Genomic DNA, 13,463 nt, shown 5'->3' on the forward strand with positions numbered 1-13,463 from the left:
ATGTACGAAGAATTACTAGAAAGTTCGGAATTTTATCAAAAACGGTATCATAATTTTTCAAGTAAATTGATTCTTCCAGTATTTGCTTTGATGGTTTTCTTGGTTGTATTTTTGGCATTCTTTAAAAAAGAAATTACTCTTAAAAGTGCTGCTACTGTAGAGCCAGTAAAAGTATTAGCCCAGGTTCAATCAACCAGCAGTAACAAGATTATTTTAAATTCACTGAAGGAAAATCTCGTAGTTAATGTTGGTGATGTCTTGATCAAGTACGATTCTACAAATGAGACGTTGCAACAAGATAACTCTGAAGATCAGTTGAGTTTACTGCAAAAACAAAAAGAGCAGCTTGAGCTATTAAAATTGAGCTATGAGACCACTACTAGTCAGTTTCCAGAAACAGATACATTTGGTTACTATCGTAGGTTTGAGGATTACTTGAATCAACGACAAACACTAGAAAGTAGTGTTTCACAACAGAATGGAACAATTGCTTCACAGAACGCAGCATCAACGAATACTCAAAATACAATTGGTGGTTTAATCAATGAACTATCAGGTAAAATATCGGATTATCAAGCGTTAAAGAGTGCTATTTCAACAGGAACATCGATCGACAGTATGAACCAAGGGTACTCATTATATACTACCTATATTTCACAATCTGGGACATTAACGAGTGATGTAGAAAAGGATAGTCTAAAGAACCAAACGATTACTCAGATTGATTCACAAATCCAGCAATTTCAGTCAGAATTATCTAGTTATCAAATCCAATATTCTAGTGCTGGTGTTCAGCAATCCTACAATTCCAGCTTAGATAGCCAGTTTTCTTCTTTACAATCTCAAAAAATTTCAGAAGCAAGTCAAGAACTAACAGCTTTGGAACAAAAAATTAATGAGTTGGAGAATGGATTAGATGTCCAAAATAATACTCTTTCAAATACTGAAATTGTGTCTACTGTTGCTGGGATTGTTCATATGAATAATGAAGTCCTTAATGCAGAATTGATTCCAGAAGGAACATTGATTGCTCAAATATATCCAATTATTGCAGATGAGAAGAAAGTTTTGATTGAGACTTATATTCCTTCTAGTGATATTTCCAGCCTTAAAGTAGGAGACAAGATTAAGTTTAAAACCCAGGATTCATCCAATAAAGAACTAACTCTTATTTCAAAAATCTCAAGTATAGATAGTAATGCCACTAAGACAGAGACGGGTAGCTACTTTAAAGTTGTTTCAGAGGTGAAACTTTCGGATAAGGAAACCCAGGTTCTGAAATATGGTACATCTGGAGAAATCGTTGTAGTAACTGGAGAGAAAACATATTTGGACTATTATCTGGATAAATTTTTAAATTAAATAACACAGGAAGAAATCGAATTTGTAAATTTGGTTTCTTTTTTGTCGCCAATGGTAAAAATCGGCTGTTCATTACTAAACAATACCATTTCATGATTTATAAGGAAAAAGGAGATAATAGTTGTTTATACTGAATATGTAAACAAGATAAATATATTTAGAAAGTAGTAGTAGTATGAGAGACTTGACAAAAAAAGAACTTAAAAGTATTACAGGGAGTGGAGTTCCAGCAATTTTATTGCCAAATAATTCTAACTATAAGTTAGTCAATTGGTTTCTAGGTTTGTTCAAATGAATGGCAAAATAGATAGTTGATAGCATAAACAAAGTCGAAGCAGGAGGGTAGTGATGGTTAATTGGATAAAAAGCATAGTACAGGTTTTATTGTTAACCTTAGTCATACAAGTCCTCTTCACTGCTGAGATGAGTTGGGGGAATATAGATGAACACCTACTTGGTTATATCCTACATGTGTTTTGTTGGATTCTTCTCACTCTTTTCGTTTTTGGGTTATTGGAAACTCTTCGGAAAAACTATCGTGACGCTAGTTTAGAGGCAAAAGGCTATAGCTATGGTAAATTGTTTGGATTGGTTATTTTGGGAATCATTATTAAAATTTTAATATTTATTTCATGTGTTGTATTATGGGATTGGAAGACAATGAACAGTTCCCTGTCAAGTGGACAATGAAATAATAAAAGATTAGGCGACGGCCTTGTTCCTCATTTCAAGAGGGGCAAGGCCGTTTTTGCGCTCTTGAAAACGTTGATGATTGTAAAAATAGATGTAGGCATCAATATCTGAAACTAGCTCCTCAAAAGTCTTATATTTCTTCAAATCATAGCACTCCGTCTTAAAGTGCCCAAAGAAACTCTCAATTGGTGCATTGTCAATACACTTACCAACACGAGACATGGAGCGGGTCATCTGGTATTTGGTAGTTAAACGGTAATAATCTTTCGAAGTATACTGCGAACCTCGGTCGCTGTGAATTAATGGTGTCGCATTAGGATTAGCTTTTTGTGCTTTACGAAGTGTTTCCAATACCAATTCGTTATCATTAAATTGACCAACTACATAGGCGACAATTGAGCCGTCGTAAAGATCCTTAATAGCACTCAAATAGGCTTTACAGCTGAAACCGTACTTCAAGAAAGTCACATCTGTACACCATTTCTGATTTGGAGCAGTAGCTGTAAAATTACGATTGAGAATGTTGTCCTCTACATTGACAAAGCTAGTCTTAGTACAATAACCCTTGGCTCTTCTGATAATGGAACGTAGACCTAGAATGTGCATCAAGCGTCGAATCCGTTTCTTGTTGTAGCTGGTTCCAAGCTTGCGATTGACAAATAGCGTCATACGACGATAACCAAGAATACCATTATGTTGGCTATGAAGTTCCTTGATGACATTCATCAATACTAAATTTTCCTGTTCAGAAACTGTTTCCTGATGTTGTAACCACTTATAGTAGCCTGAGCGAGATACCTTTAGAATACGGCACAAGTGGCTGATAGAAGCCTCTTCCTGTTCATCCGCATATTCTTTAATCGCTTGGAAGGATTCCAAGTGGCGACCAAGTCTTACCGACGGTTTCGTCGCTTGATTTCTTCTAACTTTTTTAGCAGGCCGTTCTCCATTTCAAGATACTTAATCCGTTCTTCCTGTTGCTTGATTTTGAGGCGTAACTCTTCTTCTGGAGTCAGATTAGGCTTGCTTTCCAGGCCTTTCCCACGACGATCTAGGAGACCGTTAGAACCATCCTTCTCGAACTTTCTGACCAAAGAATAGACCTGTTGGTAGGAAACACCATACTTCTCAACAGCCCCTTGGTAATCTTTCTCGTGGGCAAGGGTAAAATTAACAATCTCAATCCGTTCTTCAAATGTTGTCTTGCGTCCTTGTTTCATGCGTCTCATTCCTTTACTAGTAGCTTTCAGTTCTTTACCACTAGTATAACTTTTTATCCATAATCTGAGAACATATGGGTCAGAAATTCCATATTTTTTTGGTCAGATTTTTGAGATTTCCCAAGCCATTAAGATAGTCGGAAACAGCTTGTTCCTTTAGTTCCTTACTATACTTCTTCCATTGACGGCTTTCCTCTAGCCCCTCAATACCAGCTTCTTTGTACTTCCGAACCCAGTTCGATAGGGTGTCTTTAGAAATACCTTGGTTTCTAGTTAACCAACTAAGTGATTTTCCTTCTTCCAAGTGAAGTAGAACAATTTCTAGTTTCTCAGATACAGATTTTGGACTTCTTTTGGACATAATAAAACTCCCCTTAAAGTTTCTAGTGAAAATTTTTGTTTTTTCACTGTCCACTATAAGGGGAGTATATCAGTTTAATTTGGGCGATTGGTTTTTTCTATGTATAATTGTTGAGCAATAGTGGTGGGTACTGCGAGTTCTTTGCCCTTGTACTGAATAGTAATCGTTTGGGCAAAACTATCAAAATCTGTTACAACCAGCTGATCTCCGACAGCTAAATCATGTTGTTCTAAGTACTGGAGGAGCTGATAAAAGTCGTGTATACGGACAAGTTGGTAGTATCCAGTTTCAGTGATTTGGGAGAGTCGTGTCTGGTAGCGTTCGATGAGTGGCTGACCTGCTTGAGGAATGCTTCCACCGTGAGGACAAGTTTGGGGCTGTTCCAGTAGTAGGTCTAGGCGATTGATAAAGTGATCTGAAACGGTGTGCTCTAGAATCTCAGCTTCCTCATGGACTTCCTCTGCAGAATAGCCGAGTTGTTCAACTAAGAATACCTCAATCAAGCGGTGTTTGCGATAGAGGCTGGCGACCATTTCAAGGGCAGTTTGGCTGAGGAGATAACCTGCCTTGGCATCCTTAGAAATGAGCTCTTCGGCTACCATTTTTTTGAGCATTTCGGAAACGGCTGGTGCAGAGAAGGCCATCTTCTCTGCGATGAGTTTATTGGTAATTTTTTGGTCTAATTGACCTAACTCATAAATACATTTTAGATAATCTTCTTTGTTTGGTGTCATGAGAACTCGCTTTCTAGTTAAGAATATTATAACAAAAAATAGATAAATAATGGGCAAATGCTTTTTCAGAAGATTCTCAACTAAGAAATTCTTGTTGCTAAATAAAAAGTTGCGTTAGAGACAGATTTAACATGTGAAATTGTCATAATTTTTTGTTATCATAATCATTATGAAATACAAAGGAGAATAGAATGACACGTTTACAAGATGATTTTTACGAATACGTCAATGGCGAATGGGCAAAAACAGCCGTGATTCCAGACGATAAGCCAAGAACAGGTGGCTTTTCTGATTTGGCGGACGAGATTGAAAAGCTCATGATTGATACGACAAATGCTTGGTTGACAGGGGAAAATGTCCCAGAAGATAGCGTTTTGCAAAATTTCGTGGCTTTCCACAAACAAGTAGCCGACTATGAAACCCGTGACCGTTTGGGAGCGGAGCCTGCTCAGGCCTTGATTGCGGAGTACAAGGCTCTTAACTCTTTCGAAGAATTTACCAGCAAGTTGGCAGAGTTTGAGTTGGCCGGCAAGCCAAATCTCATGCCTTTTGGTGTGGCACCTGACTTTATGGATGCGACAACAAATGTTCTTTGGGCAGATTCATTAGGTATTATCTTACCAGATACGACCTACTATGAAGAAGGTCATGAAAAAGGAGCAGAATTGCTCAAAACTTGGAGAGAGAGTCAAGAGGCCCTCTTACCTAAGTTTGATTTTTCAGATGAAGAGATCAAGGACCTTCTGGACAAACGTTTGGAACTGGATGCCAAGGTTGCCAAGTATGTCTTGTCAAATGAAGAAGGTTCTGAGTACGCCAAACTTTACCACCCGTACGAGTGGGCAGATTTTACTGCCTTAGTACCAGAGTTGCCTTTGGATGATTTCTTCACAGCGATTTTGGGGCAAACACCAGACAAGATTATCGTTCCAGAGGAACGTTTCTGGCAAGCAGCTAAGGACATTTACAGTGAGGATAATTGGGAGCTTTTGAAGGCGACCTTGATTTTGAAAGCGGCAGGAGCTTATACAGCCTTTCTGTCGGATGAAATTCGTATTCTAGCAGGAGCCTATAGCCGTGCCCTTTCTGGTACACCGCAGGCTCAAAACCAAGAAAAAGCAGCCTACAATCTGGCACAAGGCTACTTTAACCAAGCCCTCGGTCTTTGGTATGCTGGAGAAAAATTCTCACCAGAAGCCAAGGCCGATGTGGAAGCAAAAGTTGCCAAGATGATTGAGGTCTACAAGTCTCGTTTGGAAACTGCAGACTGGTTGGCTCAGGAAACGCGTGACAAAGCCATTGTCAAACTCAATGTTATCAAGCCTTACATTGGTTACCCAGATGCCTTGCCAGAGCGTTATTATAAGAAGATCATTGACCCAAGCAAGTCCTTGGTGGAAAATGCTATCGAACTAAACAAGATTGACATTGCTCATAGTTGGAGCAAGTGGAACAAGCCTGTGGATATTAAGGAATGGGGCATGCCAGCTCACATGGTCAATGCCTACTATAACCCACAGAAAAACTTGATTGTCTTTCCAGCAGCCATTTTGCAGGCACCTTTCTACTCGCTAGAACAGTCTTCATCAGCTAACTACGGCGGTATTGGTGCTGTCATTGCCCACGAGATTTCCCATGCCTTTGACTCAAACGGTGCCTCCTTTGATGAGTATGGTAGTCTCAATAACTGGTGGACAGAAGAAGACTATGCAGCTTTTGAATCTCGTACCCAGCAGGTCATTGACCAGTTTGAAGGTCAGGATTCTTATGGTGCCAAAATCAATGGTAAGTTGACTGTGTCAGAAAATATTGCCGACCTTGGTGGGATTGCAGCAGCCTTAGAAGCAGCCAAGTCAGAAGAAGACTTCTCCGCTGAGGAATTCTTCACCAACTTTGCTCGTATCTGGCGAATGAAGGCCCGTCCTGAGTTCATGCAGATGTTGGCAAGTGTGGATGTCCATGCACCAGGTCATCTGCGCACCAACATCCAGTTGCCAAACTTCGATGAATTCCATGAAACCTTTGGCGTTCAAGAAGGCGACGGCATGTGGCGTACTAAAGAAGACCGTGTGATTATTTGGTAAAACAGAAACTCCCTAGTTTTATATGCGCTAGGGAGTTTATTTATAATCAAAATATGAGAAGGGGTTCCGTCGAACTCAATCAGTATTGACAACCTTTTTTGTATGTCTACTTTTCATAAGCTTGTTGAAGACAGTTGGTTTATAAGGTGGGGTAGGCAAGGTTATTCCGAAAATAAAGTGAAAGGCTTTGAAGAAGATTAGAAAAACCAATATTGGAATGATGCACGATGTAATGATAAGGACGACTGCTGCTTCTAACATGTTGGCAAGGGCAGTCTCGGTTTTTTCTTTGATTATTGCAAAGTAATCTGTTACATTATCAACCAGTTCTTCAAAGAAATTTTTATCCTCTTCAACCTCACTAGCAGTACTTTCGATTTCTACAATTTTTTCTTGCACTGAATATTGATAGGTGCCCTCGATGTGTTTTGACAACCAGACGCTGGACGGGACTAGAAAAAGAATTAGGAGGCTAAAGAGAGTGAAGCGGGTTGCGATAGCCTTTAAATGATCCAATTTAAGGAAAGCATTGGCAGCAGAAATCAGGCAACTGATGGGGATAAAAAATTTAAAGGTCAAGGCCGTTGCTAATGAAACTAGATATTTTTGAACCCAAATACCTCCAAAAACAAACAGTAGATAGTCAGCAATATCCGCAAAATTTTCAGCGACAGGTATTCCAATGTCCCCCGGTATGGCTGTAATAGCAGTGGAAATCACGCCAGATAGGACGGTCAGAGTCATGACCTCTTCGCGTTTTTCATCTAAGTAAGCAATGGTACCAGCATTCATACTGTGAAAAAACGCTGCATCAGATAGAATAAAATAGGAAATTAGAGCAAGCAATAGAAATCCAAGAACAGAAAAAAACGCCTTACGATCACGAAAATGAAGCATGATCACTCCTTTAGCATGTTTTAGTTTATATATTTACAGAAGGAATTATACCATTTTTTGGTAAGATGAACAACATCTATTGTAACGCTACAGTTATTTTTATCAGGGTTTACAATCCTGCTTTTTTCTTTCCTTATTTCGTGATATAATAGTAAAGATAATTTATTGACATGGAGAAATGACATGAGCTTCTACAATCACAAGGAAATCGAGCCCAAATGGCAGGAATTTTGGGCAAAAAATCATACTTTTAAGACGGGAACAGATGCGGACAAGCCAAACTTTTATGCCCTAGACATGTTTCCTTATCCGTCTGGTGCAGGCCTTCACGTTGGTCACCCAGAGGGTTATACTGCGACAGATATTCTCAGCCGTTACAAGCGTGCCAAAGGTTATAACGTTCTTCACCCAATGGGTTGGGATGCCTTTGGTCTGCCAGCAGAGCAATACGCTATGGACACGGGAAATGACCCAGCTGACTTTACGGCGGAAAATATCGCTAACTTCAAGCGTCAGATTAACGCCCTTGGCTTTTCTTACGATTGGGACCGTGAGGTCAATACGACTGACCCTAACTACTACAAGTGGACTCAGTGGATTTTCACTAAGTTGTATGAAAAAGGCCTAGCCTATGAGGCAGAAGTGCCTGTCAACTGGGTAGAGGAATTGGGAACAGCCATCGCCAACGAAGAGGTCCTTCCTGACGGAACGTCTGAACGTGGTGGCTACCCAGTTGTTCGCAAGCCAATGCGTCAATGGATGTTGAAAATCACTGCCTATGCAGAACGCTTGCTCAATGATCTAGAAGAGGTTAATTGGCCAGAGTCAATCAAGGATATGCAGCGCAACTGGATTGGTAAGTCAACAGGTGCAAATGTGACCTTCAAAATCAAGGACACAGACAAGGACTTCACTGTTTTCACAACTCGTCCAGATACCCTCTTTGGTGCGACCTATGCTGTCCTTGCTCCTGAGCATGACTTGGTTGATAGCATTACATCGCCTGAGCAGGCAGAAGCTGTGTCAGAGTACAAACGCCAAGCTTCTCTTAAATCAGATCTTGCCCGTACAGACCTTGCCAAAGACAAGACGGGTGTTTGGACAGGTGCCTACGCCATTAACCCTGTAAATGGTAAAGAAATTCCAATCTGGATTGCCGACTATGTACTGGCAAGCTACGGAACAGGTGCTATCATGGCGGTTCCTGGCCACGATGAGCGTGACTGGGACTTTGCCAAACAGTTTGGTTTGGACATCATTCCAGTTTTGGAAGGTGGCAATGTAGATGAAGCACCTTACACAGGAGATGGTCTTCACATTAATTCAGACTTCCTAGATGGTCTCAACAAGGCTGATGCCATTGCTAAAATGGTGGCTTGGTTGGAAGAAAATGGTGTTGGTCAAGAAAAAATTTCTTACCGCCTCCGTGACTGGCTCTTCAGCCGTCAACGTTATTGGGGTGAGCCAATTCCAATCATCCACTGGGAAGACGGTACTTCCACAGCAGTCCCAGAAAATGAGTTACCTCTGGTATTGCCAAAAACCTCAGACATCAAGCCTTCAGGTACAGGGGAGTCACCTCTTGCTAACTTGACAGACTGGTTGAAAGTGGTGCGGGAAGACGGCGTAAAAGGTCGCCGTGAGACCAACACCATGCCACAATGGGCGGGTTCTAGCTGGTACTACCTCCGCTATATTGACCCGGACAATGATGAGAAATTGGCAGACGAAGAGCTTCTCAAGGCTTGGTTGCCAGTGGACATCTACATCGGTGGTGCCGAGCACGCAGTCCTTCACCTGCTCTACGCTCGCTTCTGGCACAAGTTCCTCTATGACATCGGTGTTGTACCGACCAAAGAGCCCTTCCAAAAACTCTTTAACCAAGGGATGATTTTGGGGACTAGCTACCGTGACAGCCGTGGTGCCCTTGTTGCGACCGACAAGGTGGAGAAACGCGATGGGTCCTTCTTCCACATCCAAACTGGTGAAGAGTTGGAGCAGGCACCTGCTAAGATGTCTAAATCTCTTAAGAACGTGGTTAACCCAGATGATGTGGTCGAGCAGTTCGGTGCAGATACTCTTCGTGTTTATGAAATGTTCATGGGCCCACTTGATGCGTCAATCGCCTGGTCAGAAGAGGGTCTCGAAGGTAGCCGTAAGTTCCTCGATCGTGTCTATCGTCTCTTGACGACCAAGGAGATTGTGGCGGAAAATAGCGGAGCTTTGGATAAGGTTTACAATGAAACTGTGAAGACAGTGACAGAGCATATTGAAGACCTGAAATTCAACACGGCTATCGCTCAGCTCATGATTTTTATCAACGCAGCCAACAAGGAAGATAAGCTTTATGTCGACTATGCCAAAGGCTTTGTCCAATTGATTGCTCCATTTGCACCACACTTGGCAGAAGAACTCTGGCAGGGTCTTGCAAATACGGGTCAGTCTATCAGCTACGTAGCGTGGCCAAGCTATGACGAAAGCAAGCTGGTAGAAAGCGAGGTAGAAATCGTTGTCCAAATCAAAGGCAAGGTGAAAGCCCGCTTGACCGTAGCCAAAGACCTGTCACCAGCAGACCTTGAAAAAGCCGCTCTGGCAGACGAAAAAGTCCAAGCTGAAATCGCTGGGCAAACAGTTGTGAAGGTGATTAGTGTGCCGAACAAACTCGTCAATATCGTTACTAAGTAAGGAATTCCTTGCAGGACAAGCTATGAAAAAACATTCAACCAATTACTATAATGCCTTTCTTGCTGTGGCGGAGGATTGTCCGGTGGAAATTGCGCAAGAGCCTCCTTTGAAGGAGCCTAAATCGGCTGTTCGTATCCAGTACGATAGGCTCAAAGACAGTCCCTACCAATATACTTCGGATCAGGTGATTTATGAGTCTAACGGAGCCCGCAGAGGTATCTCTGAGGAAGAATTTTTCTCTAAGGGGCAGGCTTGTATGCGTAGTTCGGCTCTCAGCAAGCGCTATGGCTGGGGGATTCACTTTGATGAAGAGGGAAAATCGGCCCTCTATCCTCGAGAATCTAAGGAATACCAAGCTTTTGAAAAAGATGAGACCTTGACCCAAATCCGTGGCATGCGTTCGAGTCGAAAGCGTGACTAGGTTAATCGACTTCGGATACCTAGATGAAGATTATTATGAACTAATGAATACAAGAAAACGACTTCCGTTTAGGAGGTCGTTTTTGGCTGTTTATAGATAGCCTTTCTCGTTTAACCAAGCATGGATAACGGACAGGGTCTTGTCTTGGAATTTGCCTATCGGGTACATATGGTCTGCTCCTGTTAGGGAAATCAGGATTGAATCTTTGTAATTCTGTGCTGTTTTCCGAGCGATGGCAGAAACGGTCATCTTATCCTCGCTTCCAGTGATAATGAGGACAGGTCCTGTCATCTTGCTGAAATCAACATAGGCAGCTCTGCTTTTATCCAAAAAAGGAAAGGCCATTTGGGTGTAGACTTTGCCAGATTCTGGCACCAGATCTTGATAGAGTCCTTCTTTTATCTCGGCATCTTGAGCATTTAGACAGTAGTTAAAGAAGGCTTTTTTATAGGGTGGCATAGGCTTTTTCCAGAATCCCCAGCGAAGGAAGTGCGGTAAAAAGCTGGCTAACATGGTCGGATAGAGGGCCAAGATGTCAGCTGTTGGGGCAGGGCCCATGAGAATCATGCCAGCCACCGGAGTGCGTTCTGCGACCATTTGGGCTAGTAGACAGCCCAGAGAATGCCCCAAAAGAAGTGGCGGTTCTTCTAGGCTTTCGACCAAGGATACCAAGTCCTTGACATAGTCTGTTAGGCTGATGGCGCCGACCTTGTTTGCGACTTCGTTATAGGGTAAGTCATGGTGGCGTAGGCTGGGTGTGTGGACTCGTAGACCCATTTGTTCCAATTTCGTAGCAAAGTCTCCCCAGAATGTGCCATTACACCAGGTACCGTGTATTAAAACGATGCTTTTCATAGGTTTACTCCTGACTTTTTCTTAATTATAGCATGAGAAAAAACAATTGTTAAGCATTTGCAACCTATCTGTAATATTTGTTACGTTATTTTAAGCTCTATGCAAGAATTGTCCTATAGGATGGATTGGGTGAAAAAAACTTAAAGGAATCGAATAATATGAACCACCAAATTATCAAAAGATATCTTAAATTAGGGATATTTGCTCTGTTTATGGGAAATCTGTTTTGGACGGGAACATCCACTATTCTTGCGGATGACCTAACTGTAAATGATAGACCTTCGTTAGAAATATTAAAAAAGCAGGCTTTAGCAACAAAAGCTGCAGCGAAAAAAAGAGCTGAAGAAGCAGCATTAGCTACAAATATGGTTTCAGAGGTGACGGTTGAATATACATCCAATACTTACCCAGCAGGTCAATGTACATGGGGAGCAAAAGAAATGGCTCCATGGGTTGGGAACTATTGGGGAAACGCTGGAGATTGGACAACCAGTGCAGCTTCCTTAGGCTATGAAGTTGGAACAATACCAAAAGTTGGCGCAATTACAGTCTGGACAGATGAAAATGGTGGCTACGGGCATGTTGCCTATGTAACAGATGTGGCTACCGATGGTCAAATTCAAGTCACTGAGTCAAACTATAATGGATCCTATTATCCAAGTAATATTCGAGGTTTCTTTGATCCGACAAAAACCAGTGAGGGAACGGTAAGTTATATTTATCCCCCTGCTGGAGTGTGAAACTGCAAGATTTTTGTCAATGAAAAAGGTTTGGCTTCTTTGAATATCATCACAAAGTATAAAACTAATGACACAAGATAAAACTACCTCCATGGCTGCGACCGAATATGGTTAAATCCAAGGGGGTAGTTTTTGTGTACAAATCTTACTTATTTTTAATAAATATATATTGAAAGGGCTTTACTTTTTAGTGGTCAATAGTATATAATAACATTAAGAAAACGTTTGCACTTTATGGCTTTGAAATCTAAAGGGGAGAAATATGACGACGTTGGCGGATGTGGCGAAAAGGGCCAATGTTTCAAAGATGACTGTTTCTAGGGTTCTGAATCATCCGGAACTTGTCACAGAAGAGTTAAAACAACTGGTCCGATTAGCGATGAAAGAGTTAGATTATCAACCAAATGTTGTAGCAAAAGCCCTTGCTCAACAACGGACATTGACAGTTCAAGTTATCATTCTAGAGGAGATGGAGATTGTAGAGCCTTACTATGCCGAATTGATCGCAGGGATTGCTCTTGGATTGACTGAAAAAAATTACACGATGCAGATTGTGACCGAAAAGCACCAAGTAACAGACCAATGTGATGGTTATATCGTTACTGGAGCACGTACTTCAGACTATAGTTGGCTGAAAAGTTTGAATAAACCAGTAGTACTTTTTGGAGAGAATCGAGCAGGGATACCTTTTGTTGACACACAGAATAAAGAGGCAACCTATCAAGCCAGTATATTTGCAACAAGAAAAGGATATCATCAAGTTGTATTTGTGGGAATCGATTTACCAGATACTTTTGCTCAAGCTAGAGAAGCTGGATATTTAGAGGCTATGGATGAGTTAGGTCAAAAACCAAGGGTTTACCGATTAGAAAATCGGTCAAGGATAGCAGAAAAGTTCATTACACAAGTTAATAAGTTAATGCCGAATACATGCTTTATCTGTGCCTCAGACCGAATAGCTTTGGGAATTGCTCGAGGATTAATGAATATGTCAAGGAATGTACCTGAAGATTACGGGATTATTGGGTTTGATGGAATATTTATTGATCGAGTTTCTAATCCACAGTTGACAACAATGAAACAACCCTTTCGTCAAATGGGAAGAATTAGTGTTAGCCAGTTGATGCGCTTGGTTGAAGGACGGGAATTGAAAGAATACAACCGGTATTGTCAAGCGAGTTTAGTCGAGAGAGAGAGCACTCGGTCTTAACAATTAAAGTCTTCATAAATAGGGAATTGTCCAAAGTACAGTTAGAAACTATCTAACAATAAGTTCCAGTGGCACAATCCCCTTATTTTTTAAGTAAAACTGTTACCGCTAACAATTAAGAAAACGTTTGCAAAGTAACGGCTGTTTCTTATATACTATTATTATATTAGACATACCAAAGGAGAATGGAATGAATAAAAA

At 41.2% G+C, this 13,463-nt stretch carries 10 protein-coding genes and 1 pseudogene; 7 read left to right on the forward strand and 4 right to left on the reverse strand.

What is annotated here, in order from left to right; translation table 11 throughout:
• Both D2A30_00615 and D2A30_00620 read left to right on the forward strand, forming a co-directional pair.
• Complete coding sequence (locus D2A30_00615; protein ID ULL20235.1) at positions 1-1,362, forward strand: bacteriocin secretion accessory protein; 1,362 nt, start codon at positions 1-3, stop codon at positions 1,360-1,362.
• A 348-nt stretch (positions 1,363-1,710) separates the two neighbouring features.
• Complete coding sequence (locus tag D2A30_00620; protein ULL20236.1) at positions 1,711-2,052, forward strand: hypothetical protein; 342 nt, start codon at positions 1,711-1,713, stop codon at positions 2,050-2,052.
• 12 nt (positions 2,053-2,064) lie between these two features.
• Here D2A30_00620 and D2A30_00625 read toward each other — a convergent pair.
• Both D2A30_00625 and D2A30_00630 read right to left on the reverse strand, forming a co-directional pair.
• Positions 2,065-3,636, reverse strand: a pseudogene (locus D2A30_00625) (IS3 family transposase).
• A gap of 74 nt (positions 3,637-3,710) precedes the next feature.
• Positions 3,711-4,370: a metal-dependent transcriptional regulator gene (locus tag D2A30_00630; GenBank protein ULL20237.1), complete on the reverse strand. Its 660-nt coding sequence runs from the start codon at positions 4,368-4,370 to the stop codon at positions 3,711-3,713.
• A gap of 191 nt (positions 4,371-4,561) precedes the next feature.
• On the opposite strand from D2A30_00630, the gene D2A30_00635 reads away from it, so the two are divergent.
• Positions 4,562-6,454 carry an endopeptidase gene (locus D2A30_00635; protein ULL20238.1) on the forward strand — a complete coding sequence of 631 codons (1,893 nt, stop codon included), beginning with the start codon at positions 4,562-4,564 and terminating at the stop codon, positions 6,452-6,454.
• Between the two features lie 75 nt (positions 6,455-6,529).
• Here the strand turns inward: D2A30_00635 and D2A30_00640 are convergent, their stop codons facing one another.
• Positions 6,530-7,351 (reverse strand): hypothetical protein, encoded by an 822-nt coding sequence (locus D2A30_00640; protein ID ULL20239.1) that lies wholly within the window; start codon positions 7,349-7,351, stop codon positions 6,530-6,532.
• A gap of 183 nt (positions 7,352-7,534) precedes the next feature.
• On the opposite strand from D2A30_00640, the gene D2A30_00645 reads away from it, so the two are divergent.
• Together D2A30_00645 and D2A30_00650 are read left to right on the forward strand one after the other, a co-directional pair.
• Complete coding sequence (locus D2A30_00645; protein ID ULL20240.1) at positions 7,535-10,036, forward strand: leucine--tRNA ligase; 2,502 nt, start codon at positions 7,535-7,537, stop codon at positions 10,034-10,036.
• Positions 10,037-10,058: 22 nt separating this feature from the next.
• The gene (locus tag D2A30_00650; protein ID ULL20241.1) at positions 10,059-10,457 is read left to right on the forward strand and encodes a hypothetical protein; all 399 of its coding nucleotides are present in this window, start codon (positions 10,059-10,061) and stop codon (positions 10,455-10,457) included.
• 90 nt (positions 10,458-10,547) lie between these two features.
• Here D2A30_00650 and D2A30_00655 read toward each other — a convergent pair whose 3' ends face one another.
• A complete protein-coding gene (locus tag D2A30_00655) occupies positions 10,548-11,312 on the reverse strand; it encodes an alpha/beta hydrolase (GenBank protein ID ULL20242.1) in 765 nt (254 codons plus the stop codon).
• Between the two features lie 158 nt (positions 11,313-11,470).
• Between D2A30_00655 and D2A30_00660 the strand changes: the two genes are divergently transcribed.
• Both D2A30_00660 and D2A30_00665 read left to right on the forward strand, forming a co-directional pair.
• Positions 11,471-12,052 carry a CHAP domain-containing protein gene (locus tag D2A30_00660; protein ID ULL20243.1) on the forward strand — a complete coding sequence of 194 codons (582 nt, stop codon included), beginning with the start codon at positions 11,471-11,473 and terminating at the stop codon, positions 12,050-12,052.
• A 262-nt stretch (positions 12,053-12,314) separates the two neighbouring features.
• The gene (locus D2A30_00665; GenBank protein ID ULL20244.1) at positions 12,315-13,262 is read left to right on the forward strand and encodes a LacI family transcriptional regulator; all 948 of its coding nucleotides are present in this window, start codon (positions 12,315-12,317) and stop codon (positions 13,260-13,262) included.
• Positions 13,263-13,463 lie beyond the last annotated feature (201 nt).

The organism is Streptococcus suis, from assembly GCA_022354845.1.
Taxonomy (GTDB): domain Bacteria; phylum Bacillota; class Bacilli; order Lactobacillales; family Streptococcaceae; genus Streptococcus; species Streptococcus suis_AA.